The following is a 19,943-nucleotide window of genomic DNA, read 5'->3' as shown; positions in this document are numbered from 1 at the left end:
TGGCAGAGTGCGGCCGACCATTTGCGTCGGCCGCCGGGACCGGACATCGATGACGAGCCTTCAATCCCCGACACATGCGCAGATGCCGTACGCCGTCACGGTTCGCGGCCCAACCAGGCTGGCCGTTCGCCGGACCTCCCTCCTGACGATCCTGTTCGCGGTTCTGTTGGGCACGGGAATCTACATCGAATTCCTCGCCGCGCGGAACTGGAATGCCGGAGAGGCGGTGCTCGTGCTGCACATCGTTCTGGGGCTGGTCTGCGTCGCCGTGTTCGCCTCCTGGATCGGCCCGCATGTGCTTCATGGTTTGCCGAAGAGCCAGCGCCCCCTGTTCACATGGCTAAGCTGGCTGCTCTTGGCCAGCTACCTGCTGGTGTTTGGAACCGGCCTGGTGATGATCATTCCCCTGGCATCATATCTCGCTGGAAGGGTCTGGTTCTTTCAATTTGATACGACGGGTGTGCTGACCTTCCTGCATCTCTGGAGCGCTTTCGCGGCCGCCGCTGGCCTCTTCTTGCATCTCCTTCTTCGGCACTGGCGCAAGCCGGCCTCCGTGAGGCGCGGGGCTTCGTCATGAAATACCAGTTCAAGGCCCATCTCCCGCTTCTGGCGCTCGGCATGCTGAGCGGACTTCTGGTCATCGTCGGCGCCGAGCTGTTCGGGCAGAAAGCCGCCGAACCCGGCGTTCCGCTCGCCGATATTCCGTTCTACCAACTGCCGTTCGGTCCGGACGAAGCGGGCCGGCCAAGGCCATTCTGGCCCTCGCGGCTGAACACCGAGAATGGCAGGATGGTCGATCCCGCCGTCATTCCGTCGGCGGCGCAATGCGCCACCTGTCACCAGCGCGAATTCGAGGAATGGGCGCCCTCCCTGCACGCCATCGCCGGGCGTGACACTGTCTACGAGAAGGCGGTCGAGGCGAACGAGGACCTGCACAAGGACGGTGTCGAAAAGGCCCGTTTCTGCGAGGGCTGTCACGCGCCCGGCGAGGTGCTGGCCGGGAGGACCAATCGCTTCAAGTCGGTGATGCCATCGGCGGCCGAAACCGAAGGTATTACCTGCGTCATGTGCCACACGGCCACGCATGCCGATCCGGAGGAGGGCAATGGCGCGCTGACACTCGCGGTCAATACCGGCGTGGACCAGCTCTCCAATGCCATGCTTCTTGCCGCGCCGCGCGATCATGCTCGCGCCTATGGCGGGGCGAAGACGAACGCGCTGATCGCCAGCGGCGATTTCTGCGGCGCCTGCCACACCGAAGGTTACGACACGTCGATGTCGAAAGCGCAAAGCCGGCAGCATGTTCAGACGACCTTCCGTGAGTGGAAGAACAGCTGGTACGGCCGCAATGACGTCACCTGCCAGGATTGCCACATGGCGCCGGATCCCGCTGCCTATGTTCGGCAGATCCGGGAAGGCAACCTCGCGAAGCCGGAGCGCTATGCCCACAACTTCGTCGGATCGAATTATCTGATGTTCGATACCGGTCTCGGTGGCAATCTCACCTTCCTGCGTGGAGGCATCGTCCCGGGCCTGTCGGATGCCAGGAACACCGAACTGATCGCCCGGCAGGGCGAGGCGACGCGGGCGCTGTTACGCTCGGCCGCCGGACTTTCGCTCCGGCGCAGCTCGCTCGACAAGGATCGCCTGAGCTTTGCCGTCGCCGTCCAGAATCTGGGGGCTGGCCACAATCTGCCGACCGGCGTGATCGATCAGAAATACATGTGGCTGGAGGTGGTCGTCAGGGATGGCGCGGGCCGGAAGATCTTTCATTCCGGCGCGTTCGACCCCGTGCGCGGAGAAACCGATCCCGACGCGGTGGTCTGGCGCGAGGATTTCATCGACGCAAAGGGCAAACGCATCCCCGATCACCTTACCTTCATCACCGCCGAGATTTCGCATGTGCGCGCCGGCGTTCCGGCCAAGGGCGAGGATGTGGTTTCCTACGAGACAGATGTCCCGCCCGACGCGGAAGGCCCGTTCAGCCTGGAGGCCAGGCTCTGGTACCGCGTTGCCACCCAGGAATTTGCCTACAACACGCTGAAGACAGACCTCGTCATTCCTCCATTCGAACTGGCGGCGGAACGGTTCGTCCTGCCCGCGACAGAAGAGGTGCGCCCGTGAAGATTGGCCGATGCCCCGCGTTCGTGATCATGCTGCTGGCACTCGTCGGTGCTTTCGCCCCGCCATGCGCGGCGGCGGTGCCTTGGCAGGATGCCGAGGCGCTCAGAAGCGAGTCCGCGGCCACCCAGCGCCTGTTGTTCCGCGCGCCGGACGACCTGGCCCGGCGGGACATGTCGGCGCGCATCGAGCGGGTACGCCACTTGTGGGCAGACCGGCTGCAAGCCGCCTATCGGCTTGGCGCGGCGGATGCCGTCGCGCCGATCGACGCCGCCGTCGACGACTTCGCGGCCGCTCTTTCCGGCTGGAATGCCGCGGCGGCGGCGGCGGCGCGTGCACGGCTGTGGACGACCCTGCTCGACGGAGCCATGGATGCCACGCTCACCGCGCTCGACGAAGGGCGATCCGAAGACGCGGCTCAGTGGCTGAACATTCGCGAATATGCGCGCACGTCTCGCGATACCGCCGCCACCATCGCCATGCGGGAAGTCCTGGCCCGGCGCCTGGATCCGGCGAAGGCGCGGGAGGTGATAGAGGCGGAACTTCTCGGAGTTTATGCCGGCGAGTTGCGCCGCTCGATCGCCGAGAGCCGGTCGCATCTCGCCTCGGGATATCCCGTGCAGTTTGCCCATGCCCTGGCGCGGGCGAGTGGATTGCGCGACCTTCTGTCCGACAACATCGCCGCCCGGATCGGGCACCAGCATGCTGAAGCGATCAAAACCGCCCTCGCCGAGGCGGGATCCCGGCCATCCGGCAGCGCGGATTCGGTTCTGGCACGGCTGGAGACAAGTCTTGCGATCTATTCCCCGACCAGCCTGTCGCCCGAGGACCGCGAGCGCCGCGTGAGGCTGCTGTCGCGCTTCATCGGCCTGGTTCCGGTGGAGTACGAAAAGGGTGTGCGGGATGGCGCGGTCACCATTCCGTTCGAGTATTTCGAGGCCGGCCTATTTCGCGATCGGGCGGCGATGTTGTTCGGCGACCTCGGCGCGGATCTCGCCGCCCGTTCGCCGCAGGCCTTCGAACGGCTCGGTGCCATCCTGGCCGAGATAGAAACGGTGATTGACGCAAAGGGCGATGAGAAACGCGTCCGGGCATTGTCGGAAGCCGCGACAAAGACCATCGCGGACACCTATGGCCTGTCGAACGAAGGCGGCTACAGGCTTGCCCTCGGCATGCTGCCGGATCTTTTCGACGAAATCCTTCTGGTGGCCGAAGCCGGCGATTGGGAAGAGGCCGAACTAAAGCGGCTTGAGGCCTATGCGCTGTTCGATCCCGACATCGAACAGAGGCTGATGCCGCGAGCGCCGGCGCTGGCCCTGAAGATGGAGGCCGGCTTCTGGGAGGGCAGCGCATCGGAAGCGGGTCTTGGACGCCTGATCGCCGACAAGGGTCCGCCAGAGGCGCTGCGGCAGGTGGTCGAGCGCATGAAGGCCGCGACCGCGCAGGCGCATACGATCCTCGACAGTCAGCTCTCGTCTCTCGGGGCCTTCCTGCAATCGCTCGCGATTCTCGTGCGCGAGGGGCTGGAGGCCGTTCTGGTCCTGGCCTGCATGATCGGCGCCCTGAAGGCCGGAGGAACACCGGCCGGCGGTTTGCGAGGCTGGCGCCTGCCGGTGTCGGGCGGCGTTTCGGCCGCCCTGCTTGCCTCGTTCGCCCTCTGGCTGGCGGTTGGTCAACTGTTCGACATGAGCACGCTGCAGCGTGAATTGCTGGAGGGCGCGACCGCCCTGCTTGCGGCGGGCGTGCTGCTTTATGTGACCCACTGGATGTTCCGCAAGGCCTATGTCGGCGACTGGTTGGCGCACATCCGGCGCAAGGCGGAGATGGCGTCCGGGCCGAGGGAAATCGCAACCATGTTCGGTGGTCTGACGGTCTTCGGACTGGCCTTTCTCGTGGTCTTTCGCGAAGGTTTCGAGACCGTTCTGTTCTACGAAGCCCTTTTGGCGGACGCCCCGGCCATGCCTGTTCTGGGCGGCCTTGTGGCCGGCTCCGTCCTGGCCGTCGCGGTCGCCTACCTCATGCTCGGCCTTGAGGCCCGATTGCCGGTGAAGGCATTTTTCCGGGTGACGGGCGCCTTGCTGGCCCTGATGAGCGTCACACTTGTCGGCAGCGGCATCCGGGGGCTGCAAACCGCGGCCGTTTTGCCCGCGACCCCTGTGTCGTGGTTTCCCGACCAGACCTGGCTGCAGCTCTATCTGGGCCTCTACCCCGTCGCGGAAGCCCTGCTCGCGCAGTTCGTGATCGCCCTGCTTCTGCTGGGTTCCATCATCTGGCTGCTGGCCGTCCGCTCCCACGCGGCGTCTGTGGCCAGGTGAAGACAAGGGGCAGGAATGACCCGAACATGCTTGCCTGGGCCGGAACGTTTTGCCGCTCCGGCCCAAGCCGTTGGCCGATCAGCTCGTCGAGACGCCGGCTTCTTCGAAGGTCGCCATGCCGAGGTGGCATTGCAGGGCCGTTCGGGCGAGGATCGCGGCAATGACGCCACCGGTTCCTTCTCCAAGGCGTAGATCAAGGCTCAGCAGCGGCCGCTTTTCGAGATGGGCGAGAAGCCTTTGATGGCCCGGTTCCATCGAGACATGGCCGACCATGCAGTGCGCCAGCGCGCCCGGCGCCGAGGCATGAAGGGCCAGTGCCGCGGCGGTGCAGATGAAGCCGTCCAGCATGACGGGGATGCGCTGCAGGCGCGCGGCGAGGATGGAGCCGGCCATCGCGACGATCTCGCGCCCGCCGAGAATGCGAAGCGCGTCCAGTCCGTCGCCGATGTCGGCGCGGTGGCGCGTCACGCCGAGGCGGATGACCTCCGCCTTGCGTGCCACGCCCTCCGTCTCGATCCCCGAGCCTCGACCGCACCACTCGATCGGCGAACCTCCCAGAAGCGCATGGCAGATCGCCGCCGCCGCCGTGGTGTTGCCAATGCCCATTTCTCCAGGGCACAGAAGGCTCGATCCCGGTCGAACCGCCGCCATTCCGATGTTGAAGGCGTCGACGAATTCCCCTTCATCCATGGCGGGCCCGTCAAGAAAATTCGCGACGGGTCGGGAGAGCTCGATCGGCACGACGGCCAGGCGCGCGCCCAGCGCGACGCTGAGCTGGTTGATCGCGGCGCCACCCCGTTCGAAGTTCCTCACCATCTGTTCGGTGACAACCGGCGGATAGGCGGACACGCCGGCCTGCGCGATCCCGTGATTGCCGGCAAAGACACAAACCTGCGGCCTGTCCATCCGCGGTGGGTAGATCCCCTGCCAGCGGGCGAGCCAGGCCACGATCTCTTCAAGCCGGCCGAGACTGCCGGGCGGTTTCGTCAACATCGCCTCGCGCGCGGCGGCCGCGCGTCCGGTATCCTCATCGCCTTCGGGAAGGTGGCGCAGCGAACCGCGAAGGGCGGTCATGCTGTCAAAGCGCGGTCTCTCCGCCTGCGCGGCAGGCAGGTCAGTCATATCGGTCATACGGGTCCTCCACGTGACACCGGGGCGCAATGGCCATTGCCCCGCCCTTTGCCATCGGGCGGTTTCAATCTGGAGCAACTCGTCTTCTGGCTTCCAGCCTGGCCGGGTGCAGGCACCTTCCCATCCGTCTGACGGACAGTGGCGGACTATGCCTCCTGACACTCGTATCTGGTTACAGCGGCGGGACCGCCCCGGATTTCCACCGGGTTCCGTTTGTTGCCCGGACAAGCTAGCGGCGTACCGCGACGTCCGCAATCGGCCGCGCTCGGTCGAACGATCTCGACGACGGGGTCATCAACAACGAGACGGTCATCTGTTTGTTCTGGCGCAAATGACAAGGGAGGAAATATCGGTTTCTTCAGGCTTGCACGGTGATTTATGTTCATGAGCGAATTACTGGGATCGCGATCAAGATATGGCAGTGGGCAGCCCACGTCGATGACAGCGGTTCGGTCACTGGCTGGGAAGAACGCGGCCCCGACTGGCGCGGTTTTTCGACAGGTGGCACCAAGGTTCTTTTTCGTCTCGGCTCGACCGAGGCTTTCCGGCTCTGCGTCACCGAAGCCGCGATCGGCGCCATGAGCCTTGCAGCCTTCGAGGGCTTGCGGGAGGGGAGCCTCTATCTCAGCACGGGCGGTGGCTGGTCTCCGACGACCGAGGCAGCGTTTCGTGCTCTTGTCGGGCGACCGGGCGCTGAGCTCGTTGCCGCCACCGATGCCAACAGCCGGGGCGAGACGTTCGCCGGTCGTCTGCGTGACATCGCCGATCAGGCGGGTTGCGACTGGTTCCGCCTCACGCCGCCGGCCGAGGACTGGAACGATGCCTGGTAGGCAAAGGTATTGAAGGAGAAGGAAAGAAGGGGAGGGAGAAGAGACCTGCCGCATGCCCGCCGGCCGCGTCAAGGCTGAAGCTTCGCCAGGCTTTCGCCTGCCCTTGACCCGGCCGGACGGAGAGGCGGCCGCGGGGGAGGGGTCAGGAAGGGCTGAAGAGAAGATGGCTGTCCGCGAGGGATGAGCCGCGCTTCGGTCCGACGAAGCCACAAGGAGCCCCGCCCATGACCCTCTCTGCAATACGCAAGGTCTATCAGGGCATCGCCGATCGCCGGCAGATGTTCCGCATGTTCGACCGCCATGCCCAGCGCCCGAACCGATGGGAGGGCGACGACAGCGCGCTCTATCGCGGCGAATGGTTCGAGATATCGGAGGCCGCGCACGATTACATGTTCGAGAACCTGCCGCCGCTCTGGATGCGGGGTGAGATGTTCGCCATGCGCGAATTCCTGACCGGTACGATCACCTCCATCTTCTTCGCCCTGAGGATCGATGGGCATAATCCTCTACGAGCGCGCATCCTTATTCCGGCTGGCCGACCTACTCGTCACGGCAAAGCCGCGCCCCGGTCCGCTTGCGCCAGGGTCGCGTCCCGCGACCGCAGGGATGATCAGTCACCGACCTTTCCGAGAAAAGTCATCCAGATTCTCCGGCCTTCGTCGTCAAACCGCTTCACAGCCTCGACAAACAGATGGCGCGCCGCCTCGTCCACCAGCGGCGCCGGCAGCATAGGGTCGAATACGATCTGGCGGATCGCCGCGTCGCCCAGCAGGAAGCTCTCGCGGGCGGCGATATCAAGAGGCAAGCCGCCCGCGCTCCTGCGCCAGGCTTCCAGGCGCTCTTCTCCCTGTCGATAGCCCTCGACCAGAGCGGCCCCTTCCCAAAGGCGATGCGCCTGCTTTTCTCGTGCGCTGTCGAAGTCGGTTGCGCGGAACACCGCCGCCGCCTCGATGAGGCCAAGCGCCGTCAATCGCTGCCGCACGTCTTCCGCTCCGCCGGCCAGATTGTCGGGGCGGATATAGAGCCCGTGGTCCAGCTCACGCATGCCCATCATCGACAATGCGCGCTCGCGCGCTCGAAGCTGCTTGCGATCACTGCGTGGCAGCCCACCGGTCGAGGCGGCAATCCACTGGCCTGTCCAGACGATCAGCCGTTCTTCGATCCCTCGCCAGCCTGCGATCTCATCCTGGATCCGCCGCCGTTCCGGCCCCAGCTGGTAGACGCCCCGCTCGGCGAGCTCCACCAATCCGGCCTGCGCCAGACGTGCCAGCGTGACACGGACGCTGTTCTCCGAAATGTCGAACAAAGCGCAGGCTGCGAGCGCTTCCCCAACGGTTAGCCGGCCACTTTCGGCGGCGCCCAGCAGGTTGAGAACGAGCCGCCGCGCATTGGGCATCTCCGTCGTCACAGTCGGCGAATCTTCAAAATTACTCCGTTTGACAATTTTTGACGTCATACGTAATGTTCTCGTGGCATGTGCCCCACCGCACAAGGCGGCAGCCGGCACGAGGAGGAAAAATGTCACTTACCAGCCAATTCTCGACCCACGAAGTGCAAAATCAGCCGGAACCGCTGAAGAACTACAATGTCTGGGCGACGGATACCGCGCTGCGGGAGGCGGTGACGCGCGAGGGGGCGGCCTGGGCGGGCGAGCATCTGGGCGAGTATGGCGCGCGTGCCGGCGGCGACCTGATCGACCTTGGTTTTGCCGCCAACGAGAACAAGCCGAAGCTACGAAGCTTCGACCGCTACGGCCACCGCATCGACGAAGTGGAATTCCACCCGGCCTATCACGCGCTGATGAGCGCGGCGATGGAATATGGCATGAACGGCTTTGCCTGGCGCAACGCCAACCGGGAAGGCGCCCATGTGGCGCGCGCGGCGGTGATGTATATCGGCTCGCAGGCGGAAGCCGGTATCGGCTGCCCGATGTCGATGACCTATGCGGCCATTCCGGCACTGCGCCACGCCCCGGTGCTTGCCGAAAAATGGATCCCGAAACTCATTTCCACCCAATACGATCCGCGCAGCCTGCCGATGGAGCACAAGACCGGTTGCACCATTGGCATGGGCATGACGGAAAAGCAGGGCGGCTCGGACGTGCGCTCCAATACCACCCGGGCTATCCGTCAGCCGGACGGCAGCTATGAACTGGTCGGCCACAAGTGGTTCTTCTCCGCACCCATGTGCGATGCGCATCTGGTGCTCGCCCAGACTGAAGCGGGCCTGAGCTGCTTCCTCGTGCCGCGCTTCCGTCCCGACGGCAGCCGCAATGCAGTCGAAGTACAGCGGCTGAAGGACAAGCTCGGCGACTGGGCCAACGCCTCCTCCGAAGTCGAGTTCCAGGGCGCTTTCGGCGAACTGGTCGGCGGCGAAGGGCGCGGCGTTGCCACCATCATCGAGATGGTTGCGCTGACGAGGCTCGACTGCATGATTGGCTCGTCCTCGCAAATGCGCCAGGCGACAGTGCAGGCCCTCAATCACACCCGCCAGCGCCAGACCTTCGGCAGACACCTGATAGACCAGCCACTGATGCGCAATGTGCTCGCCGATCTTGCGCTGGAAAGCGAGGCGGCCATCGCGCTGACCATGCGCATCGCCCGTGCCATCGATTCTTCAGGCCACGACGAGAACGAAGCCGCCTTTGCCCGCATCGCCACCGCGATCGGCAAATACTGGATCTGCAAGCGTACACCATCGCAGGTCAATGAGGCACAGGAGTGCCTGGGCGGCATCGGCTATGTGGAAGAGACCATGATGCCGCGGCTCTACCGGCAGGCTCCGCTCAATTCGATCTGGGAAGGCAGCGGCAATGTGCAGTGCCTGGACGTGCTGCGTGCACTGCGCAAGGAGCCCGCCTCGCGAGACGCGCTGTTTGCCGAACTGGCCAGCGCCAGAGGTCAGGACAAGCATTACGACGCCGAACTCGCCCGTCTGGGCCATGCCTTCGACGACATGGAAACGGTCGAATATCGCAGCCGCTTCATCGTCGAACGCACGGCGCTGATGTTGCAGGCCTCGATCCTGATCAAATCGGCCGAGGCGCCGATTGCGGCTTGTTTCGGCCGCTCGCGGCTGGGAGGCGAGCACGGGCTTGCCTTTGGTACGCTCGGCCCCGATGCGCCGGTTGCGCGGTTGATCGATCGCGCCAGCGTGGCGGCCTGATCCTGAGGCCGTCGTCTGCGGACGACGACCCCTTCATTCACATCCAGTCTTGACGCTTTGGGAGGAGTCGCTTGACCTATAATCTCGGCGAAATGCTCGCACACCGGGCCTATCTGGCCCCACGCCACGAAGGCTTCATCGGCCCGGACTATCGCTACTGCTATGCCGAGGTCGACCGGCGCTGCGAGCGGCTTGCCTCGTGGCTGCGGCAAGCGGGTCTTCAGCCCGGCGACCGGATCGCCGTGTGCGGCAAGAACACCGAAGCCCTTGCCACCACCATCTTCGCCGCCGCCAAGGCTGATGGCATCGCTGTCGTCCTGAACTGGCGCCTGCAGGTGGAGGAACTCGTCTATATCCTCAACGACAGCGGCGCCCGGGCCCTGTTTTATGACGCCGCCTTTGCCCCGATTGTGGAGGAATTGCGCCACCGCACCGGGCTTGAGATTTTCATCTGCAACGGAGTCTCGGCCACAGACCCGGATTATGCCGGCATCGTGGCCGATGAAAGCCTGCCGCCTGGACCTCCGGCCGTGCGCCGAGGCGGCGACACCGCCATCATCATGTATACCTCCGGCACCACCGGCAAGCCGAAGGGGGCTATGTTGACCCATGACAATTTCCTCGCCGCCGGCCATGGCACATCGAGCACCATTGACTGGTACGACAGCCATCGCTTTCTGCTGGTGGCGCCGATCTTCCACATCGGCGGGCTGATGCCGCTCACCACCAGCGTGCAGAAGGGCTCCACCGTCTATTTCCTGCCGGATTTCGATCCCGTCGCGGTGTGGGGTGTCATCCGGCACGAGAAGATCACCACCATGATGTCGGTGCCGGCGATGCTGAACGCGTTGCTGGCGATCGCGCCGAGGGTCGAAGCCGACGCTTCGAGCCTTGTCAATATCACCTGTGGCGCCTCGGTCGTACCGAAGCCATTGATCGAGGCCTGGGCGGCAATGGGCGTCAGCATCCAGCAGGTCTACGGTCTCACCGAAGTCACCGGAGCACTTTCCTTCTGGAAGGCCGGAATGGATGCGTCGAAGGGCACCTCGCATGGAAAACCCGCTTTCCTCAATCGCGTGAGGATTGTCGACATCGAGACCGGTAAGCCGGTGCCGCGCGGGGTCGCAGGAGAAGTCATGTGCCAGGGGGCGGTAGTCTTCGCCGGTTACTGGAACAACCCCAACGCCACCAACTCCGCCCTGCGCGACGGCTGGTTCGCCACTGGCGATGTCGGCTATCTCGATGATGAAGGCTTCCTCTATCTGGTCGACCGCCTGAAGGATCTGATCATCAGTGGCGGCGAGAACATCTACCCGGTCGAGGTTGAAGCGATCATCCTTGCCCATGGCGGTATTGCCGAGGTCTCGGTCGTCGGCCGGCCCGATGCGCGTTGGGGCGAAGTGCCGGTCGCCTTCGCCGTGCGCAAGTCGGACGTCGCTGTTGCCGAACAGGACATCATCGACGATTGCCGTAGCCACCTTGCCCACTTCAAATGCCCCAAGGCTGTGATCTTTCTCGACGCCCTGCCGCGCAGTGGCATCGGCAAGATTCTCAAACCTGAACTGCGAAAGATGGTCGCCGAATTGGTGGTAAATGTCTGACGGAGTATAACAAAAATTGGTCGATCCGGTTTCCCGGGCCGGCCTCAATGACTTGAACCAAACATCCTCCGGTAAACTCGGAGCGGTTCATTTCGCGTCTGATGGGTCGACCGAAGGAGAGCTGCAACCACGCTCACAAGCCTGAGACTCCTGTGCGGTCATCGCCAGGCAGTTACGATCGGTTGGGCGTTTGGATTGCCCAAAGTGGGTGAGGTATCAATTGTGATCTACGCTCCTGCGTCGAGGGCGTATCGTCGATCTTGCTGTTCAATTTTCTTTCGGCACTTAAGCGAGCCATAAGGTGGGGAGGCTAATCCCACCGGGCGAAGAGAAATTCCTCTCGTCTTGAAAGGGAATGACGAAAATGCACATCCGTAGAAGCCTTATTTTTCCTGTTCTCGTCCTCGGTCTTGGTCTCTCGACCGGCGTCTCCTGGGCAGAGACGGCAGGCCATGAAGAGCACCAGGGTGCCGCAATCGAACTGACGCTTAATGGCCAGGCGAAGTGGCAAGGCGATGAAAACATGCTGAAGGGCATGGACGCCATCCGCGGTGCGCTCGCCACACGGCTTTCCGCTATCCACGACGGCACGCTGCCCTTGTCGGACTACAAGGCGCTTGCCGGGGAAGTCCAGACGCAGGTCGATTTCATGGTCGAGAACTGCAAGCTCACTCCGGAGGTGGACGAGCAATTCCACATCGTGCTCGGCCATGTGCTCGATGGTGTGTCTGGGCTCGAGGGCGAGACCGATCCGCGCGCCGGGGCAGTGTTGGTCGTCGAGGCACTGAACGCCTACGGCACCCATTTCGAACACGCCAACTGGCAGCCGCTCGAGTAGACCGGCGGTTTGCGCGGGATTGTTCCTGCTCACCGAAGATGCCAGACTGACATGATACCTGCCCGGCGGCTTCGCCGGGCGTGTATTCCCTGCGTTCCCAAGATTGCCGATGGGCGGCTGCGATGAGACTTCTGCTGGTCGAGGACGACACATTGTTGGGTCGTGGCCTAGTTGCGGGACTGGGCCAGTCGGGCTTTGCGGTGGATTGGGTGCGTGATGGCGAAGATGCCGATTCCGCGCTTGCGACCACGACCTATGATGCCGTCGTGCTGGACCTCGGCCTGCCCGGCATGGATGGGATCAGCCTCCTGAAGCACAGGCGTGCCGCGGGAGACAAGACGCCGGTTCTGGTGCTGACCGCACGCGACACGATTGCCGAGCGCGTATCGGGTCTGGATGCGGGAAGCGACGATTACATGATCAAGCCTTTCGATCTGGAGGAATTGCAGGCTCGGCTGCGGGCACTGCTGCGTCGCTCCAGGGGCGAAGCGGTGCCGGTCCTCCACAGTGGTCGTGTCACCCTTGATCCTGCCTCCCATAGCGTAACGCTGGACGGAGTGCCTGTTACCCTTTCGAACCGTGAATTCGCGGTGCTGCAGGGCTTGATGATGCATGCCGGACGGGTGCTGAGCCGAAGCCAGTTGGAGGAACAACTCTATGGCTGGGGTGAGGAAATCGACAGCAATGCCGTCGAAGTGCATGTGCACAACCTGCGCCGCAAGCTCTTTCCGGATGTCATCCGAACCCTGCGCGGCGTGGGTTACATCGTACCGGCCCAGCCATGACCGGTTCGCTGCGCCGCCGTCTCGTCCTATCGCTCTGCGGAAGCATGGTTACGGCCTGGCTCGCGACAGCCTATTTTACCTATTTCGATACGAGAAGCCTGATTGACGAGGTGACTGATGAACACCTGCAGCAATCCGCCGAGATAGTACTCGGGCTCGTGGGACAACTGCCAGCGGATGCGCTGCCTGCCGACCTGCTGCGGGAACGCCAGCCGGATCAGCGCCTTTCCTACCGCATCCTGACCCCGGCCGCCGTATCCGGACGCTCAGGCGATTTCAACCCTTCGGTTGAGGAATGGCGGGCCGGATATCGCGACGTCATCGACAAGGGCGAGGGCTGGCGCGTCTATGGCGCGTCGAACGCGACCGGCACCTGGGTCGAGGTGGCAGTTCGACAGGAGGTGCGCACGAGTTTTGCCGCTCGCGTCGCGGCCCATATGCTTCACCCTGTATGGATTGCCGCACCGTTGCTCGCCGCCCTCATCTGGGGTCTGGTGCGATGGGGGCTTGGACCTCTCGAGCGACTGACGGCAGGCGTGAAGCAGCGGTCGCCGGCAGATCTTTCGCCACTCAGTCCGCAATCTGCGCCGACCGAGGTTCTGCCGCTGGTGGGCGCGCTCAACGGCCTCTTCGAGCGGATCGCGCTTGCCCGCGAACGGGACCGCCGCTTTGCCGCGGACGCCGCGCATGAACTGCGCACGCCGCTTGCGGCGATACGCGCGCATGCGCAGGTGGCAAGTCACGCCAAGGATGCCGCCGAACGCAATCAGGCGATCTCGGATGTCCTCGTCGGCGTCGAGCGTGGCACCCGCGTCGTCGAACAACTCCTGGCGCTGGCAAGGGTCGAGCATGACGCCATAGAAGAAGAGGCACAGCCGGTCGATCTGGCGGAACTCGCACGCGAGACGATCGCACTCATGGCGCCGCAGGCCGTCGCGCGCAATATCGATCTGGGGCTGGAGGTGGAGCCGGGCCTCGATGCAAGGGTCGGCGGCAATGCCGATCTTCTCGCGGCGATGTTGCGGAACCTCGTCGACAATGCGTTGCGTTACATTCCCGAGGGGGCCTGGGTGTCTGTTCGCCTCGCAAGAAGCGAGGGGAATTTGCTCCTGCGTGTCGAGGATTCGGGGCCCGGCATTCCACCGGAGCTGCGCGCACGGGTCCTGCATCGCTTCGTCCGGGCTGGCGGCAGCGGCACCTCCGGAAGCGGCCTGGAATTGGCAATCGTTGCGGAGATCGTCGAAAGCCATCGTGGAAGCTTTGTGCTCGCAGAACGAGCCGATGGGTCGGGACTGATTGCCGACGTTTCTCTGCCATTGTGGAAGATGCGCAGCGCAAGCAGTCAGAACAGTCCGGACCCCCATGCCTGATCCGATGGCGGCCTCTGGGTGATCCGGTACCCGCTGGTCATCGGATCGCCTTGTAGCTGTGCCAGGTGCCGTGGCCGAGCAGCGGGAAGATGACGATGAGGCCGAGGAACCCCGTCGCGATGCCGATGACGGTCAGCGCAAGCACGATCGCGCCCCAGGCCAGCATGACCGGCAGGTTGCGGAAGACGAGCGAGATACTGGTGCCCATGGCTGTGAAGGCGTCCGTTCTTTCCGCAAGGAGCATCGGGATGGCAAAGGTGCTGACGGCGAAGGAGAAGGCGGCGAAGAGCCCACCGACCGCCGTGCCGACGATGATCATGCCCCAGCCCTCGGTCGTGGTGAAGAGAATTGCCACGATGCGGTCCAGCCCTGGAAACGGTCTCAAGCCCATGAAAAGTGCATAGATTATCACCGCCGCGCGCATCCAGACCAGCATCAGCAGGCAGAGGATCGCACCCGTAAACCAGACCTGGGCGCCGGATGCAGCCTTTACCAGGATCATGCGTGAGAGGCTTGGCCGAATACCCTCTTCAATGTCCCGGCTCTTGCGATAGAGCCCGATCGCGACCAGTGGCCCCACCACCATGAAGCCGGCAAGCGCCGGAAACAGGATGTAGTCGAGCTGGAGGCGAAAGAGGAACCAGACGACGGCGAGCGAGAGCAGGAAGACGGCAAGCCCGTAAAGCAGGCTCGGCAGCGGATTGTGCCAGAGGTCGCGCCAACCGGCGGAAAGCCAGCCGAAGGCCGCGCTGGCGGGCAAGTGACGTCGACGCCGTTCGGCCAGAGGTATGTTCGTATCGCCGGATTTCTCGGTCGTTCTCATTGTGACCTTGCTCCTCTCAGCAGGACGATGCCGCGGCGCGATAGGTGCCGTCGCGACCTTCCGCCTTCAGGTGATTGACGCATTCGGGCTGGCTGCCCGTTGCGACGTGGACGAGATGGACATTCGCGCCGATAACCGTGAGCGCAGTCATGCCCGCAAGCAGCCAGGACACGACCCGCCAGTTGAGGCCTTTCCGCAGGTTGGTCTTTTCCATCGTCGTACTCACTTGGCCTCCTCTCCGAGCGTGCCGACATAAAGTGCCAGCAATTTCATATCGACCGCAGAGAGCCGCCCTTCCCAGGTTGGCATCAGGCCCTGTCTTCCGGAATAGATGGTATCGAAGACGGTCTGCGCATCGCCGCCGTAGATCCAGGTCTTGTCGGTCAGGTTCGGTGCGCCCATGTCGGTGCTGCCACGTGCGTCCTCTCCGTGGCAGGCGGCGCAATTGGCCGAAAAGACCTCCTTGCCGGTTTCGATCAGGGCTTTGTGGTCAGCGCTCATCGGCAGGTCGGAAAGAGAGCGAACGTAAGCCGCAACAGCGCGGACCTGCTCTCGCTCGAGTGTCCCGTCCCGGCCGAAGGCCATCATCTGCGAGACACGCGTCTCCGCATGGGTGGAGTTGATGCCGACGCGGATCGTCTCGAGGATCGTTTCAGGCTCTCCGCCCCAAAGCCAGGCCTTGGCGGCAAGGTTCGGGAAACCGGGGCCACCCGTGCCTCGCGTGCCGTGACAGGCGGCGCAATTGTCGATGAAGAGCGTGCGGCCCGTTTCGCGCACGCGCTGCATCAGGTCCGGATCGGCAGCGATCTCCTCGAGGCTCGCCTCGGCAATGCGGTCGGTCCAGGAAGCCCGGGCGGCTGCCGCGTCTTCGACCTGCTTCGTCACGATGGCGCGCTGGTCGAGACCGAGCAGGCCCTTGGTGTAGGTCACGCCTATGGGCCAAGCCGGCATGAGGATCCAGTAGCCGATGGCAATCAGCGTGGTTGCGGCAAGGAAGAACAGCACCACACGCGGGATCGGCGTTTCAAGCTCCTCGATGCCGTTCCACTCGTGTCCCGTAGTGCTGCGCCCGGTGGCGGGATCGTGTCTTTCCTCGGCCATGCTCAATCTCCGGGCCGATCGTCTTTGTCGAGAATGCTTGTCTTTGCGCGGTCGAAGCGCTTTCGGTTGCCGGGCCAGAGCGCGTAAATCACGACGCCGAGCGCCATTGCGACGAGGTAGAAAAGCCCCCAGCTCTTGGCAAAGGCGACGACACTGTTGTGGTCGATCTCCACGTCACTCCTCCTTCGCTGCGGTTTCCTGTCGAGCAGCTTGCGTCAGCTGACCGACGATCTGCAGATAGGCAACCAGCGCGTCCATCTCGGTCAGTGCACGCTGATTTCCGTCGAAGGCGCGCACATTGGTTGCCTCGCCGTAGCGCTCCGTGACGCCGGACGATTCGGGGCTGTCGGGCGCGGCCTGGCCGCGGGCGTCGGCGGTCGCGTTGTCGATCATCGCGTCCGTATACGGGACGCCGACGGCGCGTTGAGCGCTCAGATGTTCGCCGAGATCGTCAACCCGGAGCGCATTCTTGTTCAGCCATCCGTAGCGCGGCATCACCGATTCCGGCACGACGTCACGCGGATTGACGAGATGGGCGACGTGCCAGGCGTCGGAATACTTGCCGCCGAGGCGGGCAAGGTCCGGTCCGGTGCGCTTGGAGCCCCACAGCATCGGGTGGTCGTATTTCGATTCCACCGCAAGCGAGAAGGGGCCGTAGCGCTCCACTTCGTCGCGAAGCGTGCGGATCATCTGCGAATGGCAGGCGTAGCAACCCTCGCGGATGTAAAGATTGCGACCGGCAAGCTCCAGCGGCGTATAAAGGCGCATGTCGGGCGCCTCTTCGACCGTCTCGTGGATGGTGAACAGCGGAGCGATTTCGACGAAGCCGCCAATGGATGCCACGCCGATGATCGCCAACACGAAGCCGATGGCATTGCGTTCGATCTTGCGGTGGAAGAATTCCTTCATGATCACTCTCCTGCCTGAACCGCGCCGGTTCTGCCGCCCAGAGGCACATCGCTACCGACTTCGGCCTTGCGCGCATTGCGGGCCATGCGGATGGTCATGGCGACATTGAACGAGCAGACGACGGCACCCGCCAGGAAAAGCAGCCCCCCGAAAGCGCGGGCGATGTAGTAGGGGTGCATGGCGACCAGGCTGTCGATGAACGAATAGGCGAGGGTTCCGCTGTCGTTATAGGTTCGCCACATCAGACCCTGGATGACGCCGGAGTTCCACATGGCAAAGACGTAGACAACGGTGCCGGCGAGCGCGAGCCAGAAGTGCAACTCGACGAGCCTGGGCGAATACATCCGCTCCTGTTTCCACATCCACGGCACCAGGGCGTAGAAAGAGCCGAAGGTGATCATGGCGACCCAGCCAAGGGCTCCGGCATGAACGTGGCCCACGGTCCAGTCGGTGTAGTGGGAGAGCGAGTTGACGGCACGGATCGCCATGAACGAGCCCTCGAAGGTGGAAAGGCCGTAGAACACGGCGGCGACCATCATGAAGCGCAGGGTCGCGTCGTCGCGCACCCGGTGCCAGGCGCCGTTGAGGGTCGCGAGCGCATTGCCGGCGGATGCCCAGGAGGGAACCAGCAGCACGATGGAGAACGTCATCGCGAGTGTTTGCACCCAATGCGGAAGGGCCGTGTAGTGCAGGTGGTGCGCACCGGCCCACATGTACATGAATGTGATGCCCCAGAAGCTGATGATGGAGAGCCGATAGGAGAAGATCGGCCGCTCGGCGCGCTTCGGCAGGTAGTAATACATCATGCCGAGGAAGCCCGCGGTCAGGAAGAAGGCGACGGCATTGTGACCGTACCACCATTGCGTCATTGCGTCCTGCACACCGGCAAACAGCGAGTAGCTCTTGGCGTGACCGAGGGTTACGGGAATGGCAAGATTGTTGACGATGTGCAGCACGGCAACGACGAGAATGAACGCCAGGTAGTACCAATTGGCCACATAGATATGCGGCTCCTTGCGGCGCTGGAGCGTGCGGATGTAAGTCACGAAATAGACCACCCACACGACCACCAGCCAGATGTCGACGTACCATTCCGGCTCGGCATATTCCTTGGATTGCGTCATGCCCATCAGGTACCCGGTGGCGGCGACGAGGCAGAAGAGGTTGTAGCCGATCAGCACGAACCAGGGACTGAACTGATCCGGAAGCCGGGCGCGACAGGTGCGCTGGAGAACATGGAACGAGGTTGCGATCAGCGCATTACCGCCGAAGCCGAAGATCACTCCACTGGTGTGGACCGGCCGGAGCCGTCCGAAGCTTGCCCAGGCCGAGTCCACGAAGGTCAATTCCGGCCAGGCCAGCAATGATGCCACCCATACCCCGACAAACATGCCGACGACAGCCCATGCGAGCGCCAGGATGATGCCGACGCGCGTGGGGTCGTCATAGTATTCGGCATGACGACTTTCCGGCGGTTCCGGTGCAAAGACGGCCGAAAGCACGAAAAAGCCGAGACCCAGGCTGAAGAAAAGCACGATGTAGCCATGTACGGCCAGCGGATCGCCGCGGCCGGCGACCGCCATCGCAAGGCCGGCGAGCGCCAGAATACCCAGCACGACCAGCGCAAGCTGGCGCTCGGCCAGCGTCAATCCTGTCACCATGGTTGCGTTCCTTCTTCCAATTTGACGGGGCCGCCGATCCCGAGAAACGAGCCAAGGATGGTCCGGTTCTTCACGATGTCGGCGAGCGTGTATTTGTCGAGGACCGCCAGGAAGGCAGCGAGCGCCTCGTGCAGCATGCCCTTGAGATTGCAGGCCGGCGAAATGGCGCAGGGCCGACCTTGAGCCTGCATGCATTCGGCGAGTGAGAACTCCTCCTCGGTCGCGCGGACCAGTGCGCCCACGCCAATCGCCGCTGGTGGCTTCGCCAATCGGATACCGCCCGCCCGGCCGCGGGTCGTTTCGACAAAACCGAGGTCGCGCAGCGTCTGGGCCACCTTGAGAAGGTGGTTGCGGGGCAGCTGATAGGCCTCGGCGACGTCGTTGACCGTGCAGACCCCGTCTGATCGCGTTGCCAGATAGATCAGCATTCGCAGTGCATAGTCGGTGTGAAGCGTCATTCGCATGCGAGATCCCTGCAACTGGTCAAAGGCTTAAAATAAAGAGGTATATTAAATGCCACTTTGACTCCATTATGATCTCGCTTGAAGATGTAAAAATGTCGCAGGTCCTCACCGAGGGCCAAGTTGCCGGGAGGAGGCGTCCGGCGAGGGCTCATTGCCGGTGCTGTGACAGGCCGCTGAGTTGACAAAAGCCAACTATTGATCGAGAGGCCTGCAGAACCCCAGGAAGCGGAGATAGCCATGATCAAAGAGCTCTTCACCCGGAACAAGGCTTGGTCCAGCGAGCGCAAGGCCGAAAAGGCAGACTATTTCGAGCGCCTGGCAACCTTGCAGGAGCCGGAATATCTTTGGATCGGCTGCTCCGACAGCCGTGTGCCGGCGAATGTGATCGCGGGGCTGGAGCCGGGGGAAGTGTTCGTGCATCGCAACGTCGCCAACCTCATTCACCCGACCGATCTCAACATGCTTTCCGTGGTTGAATATGCGGTGCACCAGCTGGGCGTGAAGCATATCATCGTTTGCGGGCACTACGGCTGCGGCGGTATTCGGGCTGCGGTCAGCGGCCGGTCCTTCGGGCTGATAGACCACTGGCTGCAACCAGTCCGTGAATTGGCGCGCAGTCAGTTTGAGTGCCGCGAATGCTGGAGCGAGCCGGAACTCGATCGTCTCTGCGAGGCTTCAGTTGCCGCACAGGTGGAGCGCCTTGCCCGAACCCCGACTTTGCAAACGGCCTGGGCCTCGGGCAAGGAGGTGTCCATTCACGGCTGGATCTACGGCCTGCAGGACGGATTGCTTTCGAACCTCGGTTGCACGGTAAGCCAGGGAGGCTAGA

At 63.5% G+C, this 19,943-nt stretch carries 19 protein-coding genes, 1 pseudogene and 1 riboswitch; of the genes and pseudogenes, 11 read left to right on the top strand and 9 right to left on the bottom strand.

Annotation, left to right across the window (positions count from 1 at the left end):
• Positions 1 to 49: 49 nt before the first annotated feature.
• The 3 genes from HHL25_RS18980 to HHL25_RS23715 are packed head-to-tail and all read left to right on the top strand — an operon-like array spanning position 50 to position 4,436.
• Complete coding sequence (locus tag HHL25_RS18980) at positions 50 to 577, top strand: hypothetical protein (RefSeq protein ID WP_169594626.1); 528 nt, start codon at positions 50 to 52, stop codon at positions 575 to 577.
• Positions 574 to 2,124 carry a multiheme c-type cytochrome gene (locus HHL25_RS18975; RefSeq protein ID WP_169594624.1) on the top strand — a complete coding sequence of 517 codons (1,551 nt, stop codon included), beginning with the start codon at positions 574 to 576 and terminating at the stop codon, positions 2,122 to 2,124. Before HHL25_RS18980 ends, HHL25_RS18975 begins: the two co-directional genes overlap by 4 nt.
• Positions 2,121 to 4,436: an FTR1 family iron permease gene (locus HHL25_RS23715; protein WP_169594622.1), complete on the top strand. Its 2,316-nt coding sequence runs from the start codon at positions 2,121 to 2,123 to the stop codon at positions 4,434 to 4,436. The genes HHL25_RS18975 and HHL25_RS23715 overlap by 4 nt, the downstream gene beginning before the upstream one ends.
• 78 nt (positions 4,437 to 4,514) lie before the next feature.
• On the opposite strand, the gene cobT is transcribed toward HHL25_RS23715, so the two are convergent.
• Positions 4,515 to 5,567 carry a nicotinate-nucleotide--dimethylbenzimidazole phosphoribosyltransferase gene (cobT, locus tag HHL25_RS18965; RefSeq protein ID WP_169594620.1) on the bottom strand — a complete coding sequence of 351 codons (1,053 nt, stop codon included), beginning with the start codon at positions 5,565 to 5,567 and terminating at the stop codon, positions 4,515 to 4,517.
• Positions 5,568 to 5,648: 81 nt separating this feature from the next.
• Positions 5,649 to 5,778, bottom strand: a riboswitch (cobalamin riboswitch).
• A 160-nt stretch (positions 5,779 to 5,938) separates the two neighbouring features.
• Between cobT and HHL25_RS18960 the strand changes: the two genes are divergently transcribed.
• Positions 5,939 to 6,397 carry a DUF3991 and toprim domain-containing protein gene (locus HHL25_RS18960; protein WP_390624527.1) on the top strand — a complete coding sequence of 153 codons (459 nt, stop codon included), beginning with the start codon at positions 5,939 to 5,941 and terminating at the stop codon, positions 6,395 to 6,397.
• 224 nt (positions 6,398 to 6,621) lie between these two features.
• Positions 6,622 to 6,894: pseudogene (locus HHL25_RS18955) on the top strand (DUF1419 domain-containing protein); the annotation flags it as partial.
• 113 nt (positions 6,895 to 7,007) lie between these two features.
• Here the strand turns inward: HHL25_RS18955 and HHL25_RS18950 are convergent.
• Positions 7,008 to 7,853, bottom strand: a complete 846-nt coding sequence (locus tag HHL25_RS18950) for a PaaX family transcriptional regulator C-terminal domain-containing protein (RefSeq protein ID WP_246701895.1) — start codon at positions 7,851 to 7,853, stop codon at positions 7,008 to 7,010.
• Positions 7,854 to 7,915: 62 nt separating this feature from the next.
• On the opposite strand from HHL25_RS18950, the gene HHL25_RS18945 reads away from it, so the two are divergent.
• From HHL25_RS18945 to HHL25_RS18925, 5 genes are all read left to right on the top strand, one after another.
• Positions 7,916 to 9,562: an isovaleryl-CoA dehydrogenase gene (locus tag HHL25_RS18945; protein ID WP_169594618.1), complete on the top strand. Its 1,647-nt coding sequence runs from the start codon at positions 7,916 to 7,918 to the stop codon at positions 9,560 to 9,562.
• 71 nt (positions 9,563 to 9,633) lie between these two features.
• Complete coding sequence (locus HHL25_RS18940) at positions 9,634 to 11,163, top strand: class I adenylate-forming enzyme family protein (RefSeq protein WP_169594616.1); 1,530 nt, start codon at positions 9,634 to 9,636, stop codon at positions 11,161 to 11,163.
• Positions 11,164 to 11,527: 364 nt separating this feature from the next.
• Complete coding sequence (locus HHL25_RS18935; RefSeq protein WP_169594614.1) at positions 11,528 to 12,001, top strand: hypothetical protein; 474 nt, start codon at positions 11,528 to 11,530, stop codon at positions 11,999 to 12,001.
• A gap of 122 nt (positions 12,002 to 12,123) precedes the next feature.
• On the top strand, positions 12,124 to 12,786 hold the full coding sequence (locus tag HHL25_RS18930) for a response regulator (protein WP_169594612.1): 663 nt from the start codon (positions 12,124 to 12,126) through the stop codon (positions 12,784 to 12,786).
• Positions 12,783 to 14,156 carry an ATP-binding protein gene (locus tag HHL25_RS18925; protein WP_169594610.1) on the top strand — a complete coding sequence of 458 codons (1,374 nt, stop codon included), beginning with the start codon at positions 12,783 to 12,785 and terminating at the stop codon, positions 14,154 to 14,156. The genes HHL25_RS18930 and HHL25_RS18925 overlap by 4 nt, the downstream gene beginning before the upstream one ends.
• A gap of 37 nt (positions 14,157 to 14,193) precedes the next feature.
• Here HHL25_RS18925 and HHL25_RS18920 read toward each other — a convergent pair whose 3' ends face one another.
• Genes HHL25_RS18920 through HHL25_RS18890 form a run of 7 tightly spaced genes read right to left on the bottom strand, consistent with a single transcriptional unit; the run spans position 14,194 to position 19,114 of the window.
• Positions 14,194 to 14,979, bottom strand: coding sequence for a DUF2189 domain-containing protein (locus HHL25_RS18920; protein WP_169594608.1), 786 nt, complete (start codon positions 14,977 to 14,979; stop codon positions 14,194 to 14,196).
• A 16-nt stretch (positions 14,980 to 14,995) separates the two neighbouring features.
• The gene (locus HHL25_RS18915; RefSeq protein ID WP_169594606.1) at positions 14,996 to 15,205 is read right to left on the bottom strand and encodes a hypothetical protein; all 210 of its coding nucleotides are present in this window, start codon (positions 15,203 to 15,205) and stop codon (positions 14,996 to 14,998) included.
• A complete protein-coding gene (gene ccoP, locus HHL25_RS18910; protein WP_169594604.1) occupies positions 15,202 to 16,080 on the bottom strand; it encodes a cytochrome-c oxidase, cbb3-type subunit III in 879 nt (292 codons plus the stop codon). The genes HHL25_RS18915 and ccoP overlap by 4 nt, the downstream gene beginning before the upstream one ends.
• 2 nt (positions 16,081 to 16,082) lie before the next feature.
• Positions 16,083 to 16,253 carry a cbb3-type cytochrome c oxidase subunit 3 gene (locus HHL25_RS18905; RefSeq protein WP_169594602.1) on the bottom strand — a complete coding sequence of 57 codons (171 nt, stop codon included), beginning with the start codon at positions 16,251 to 16,253 and terminating at the stop codon, positions 16,083 to 16,085.
• 1 nt (position 16,254) lies between these two features.
• Entirely contained in the window at positions 16,255 to 16,989 is a 735-nt protein-coding gene (gene ccoO / locus HHL25_RS18900) for a cytochrome-c oxidase, cbb3-type subunit II (protein ID WP_169594600.1), read from the bottom strand.
• A 2-nt stretch (positions 16,990 to 16,991) separates the two neighbouring features.
• Positions 16,992 to 18,650: a cytochrome-c oxidase, cbb3-type subunit I gene (gene ccoN, locus HHL25_RS18895; RefSeq protein WP_169594598.1), complete on the bottom strand. Its 1,659-nt coding sequence runs from the start codon at positions 18,648 to 18,650 to the stop codon at positions 16,992 to 16,994.
• Positions 18,644 to 19,114: an RrF2 family transcriptional regulator gene (locus tag HHL25_RS18890; RefSeq protein WP_169594596.1), complete on the bottom strand. Its 471-nt coding sequence runs from the start codon at positions 19,112 to 19,114 to the stop codon at positions 18,644 to 18,646. The genes ccoN and HHL25_RS18890 overlap by 7 nt, the downstream gene beginning before the upstream one ends.
• A gap of 237 nt (positions 19,115 to 19,351) precedes the next feature.
• Here HHL25_RS18890 and HHL25_RS18885 point away from each other — a divergent pair, with 237 nt between their 5' ends.
• The gene (locus HHL25_RS18885; RefSeq protein ID WP_169594594.1) at positions 19,352 to 19,942 is read left to right on the top strand and encodes a carbonic anhydrase; all 591 of its coding nucleotides are present in this window, start codon (positions 19,352 to 19,354) and stop codon (positions 19,940 to 19,942) included.
• The last annotated feature ends 1 nt before the right edge of the window (position 19,943 follow it).

The sequence above is a fragment of the Rhizobium terricola genome (assembly GCF_012927355.1).
GTDB lineage: Bacteria > Pseudomonadota > Alphaproteobacteria > Rhizobiales > Rhizobiaceae > Allorhizobium > Allorhizobium terricola.
This window is presented reverse-complemented; position numbering and strand designations above follow the sequence as displayed.

Bases quoted from the DNA above. Each gene is read 5' to 3' on its own strand.
- HHL25_RS18980 (WP_169594626.1), top strand. From the start codon at position 50: ATGACGAGCCTTCAATCCCCGACACATGCGCAGATGCCGTACGCCGTC.
- HHL25_RS18975 (WP_169594624.1), top strand. From the start codon at position 574: ATGAAATACCAGTTCAAGGCCCATCTCCCGCTTCTGGCGCTCGGCATG.
- cobT (WP_169594620.1), bottom strand. From the start codon at position 5,567: ATGACCGATATGACTGACCTGCCTGCCGCGCAGGCGGAGAGACCGCGC.
- HHL25_RS18950 (WP_246701895.1), bottom strand. From the start codon at position 7,853: ATGACGTCAAAAATTGTCAAACGGAGTAATTTTGAAGATTCGCCGACT.
- HHL25_RS18945 (WP_169594618.1), top strand. From the start codon at position 7,916: ATGTCACTTACCAGCCAATTCTCGACCCACGAAGTGCAAAATCAGCCG.
- HHL25_RS18935 (WP_169594614.1), top strand. From the start codon at position 11,528: ATGCACATCCGTAGAAGCCTTATTTTTCCTGTTCTCGTCCTCGGTCTT.
- HHL25_RS18930 (WP_169594612.1), top strand. From the start codon at position 12,124: ATGAGACTTCTGCTGGTCGAGGACGACACATTGTTGGGTCGTGGCCTA.
- HHL25_RS18925 (WP_169594610.1), top strand. From the start codon at position 12,783: ATGACCGGTTCGCTGCGCCGCCGTCTCGTCCTATCGCTCTGCGGAAGC.
- HHL25_RS18920 (WP_169594608.1), bottom strand. From the start codon at position 14,979: ATGAGAACGACCGAGAAATCCGGCGATACGAACATACCTCTGGCCGAA.
- ccoP (WP_169594604.1), bottom strand. From the start codon at position 16,080: ATGGCCGAGGAAAGACACGATCCCGCCACCGGGCGCAGCACTACGGGA.
- ccoO (WP_169594600.1), bottom strand. From the start codon at position 16,989: ATGAAGGAATTCTTCCACCGCAAGATCGAACGCAATGCCATCGGCTTC.
- ccoN (WP_169594598.1), bottom strand. From the start codon at position 18,650: ATGGTGACAGGATTGACGCTGGCCGAGCGCCAGCTTGCGCTGGTCGTG.
- HHL25_RS18890 (WP_169594596.1), bottom strand. From the start codon at position 19,114: ATGCGAATGACGCTTCACACCGACTATGCACTGCGAATGCTGATCTAT.
- HHL25_RS18885 (WP_169594594.1), top strand. From the start codon at position 19,352: ATGATCAAAGAGCTCTTCACCCGGAACAAGGCTTGGTCCAGCGAGCGC.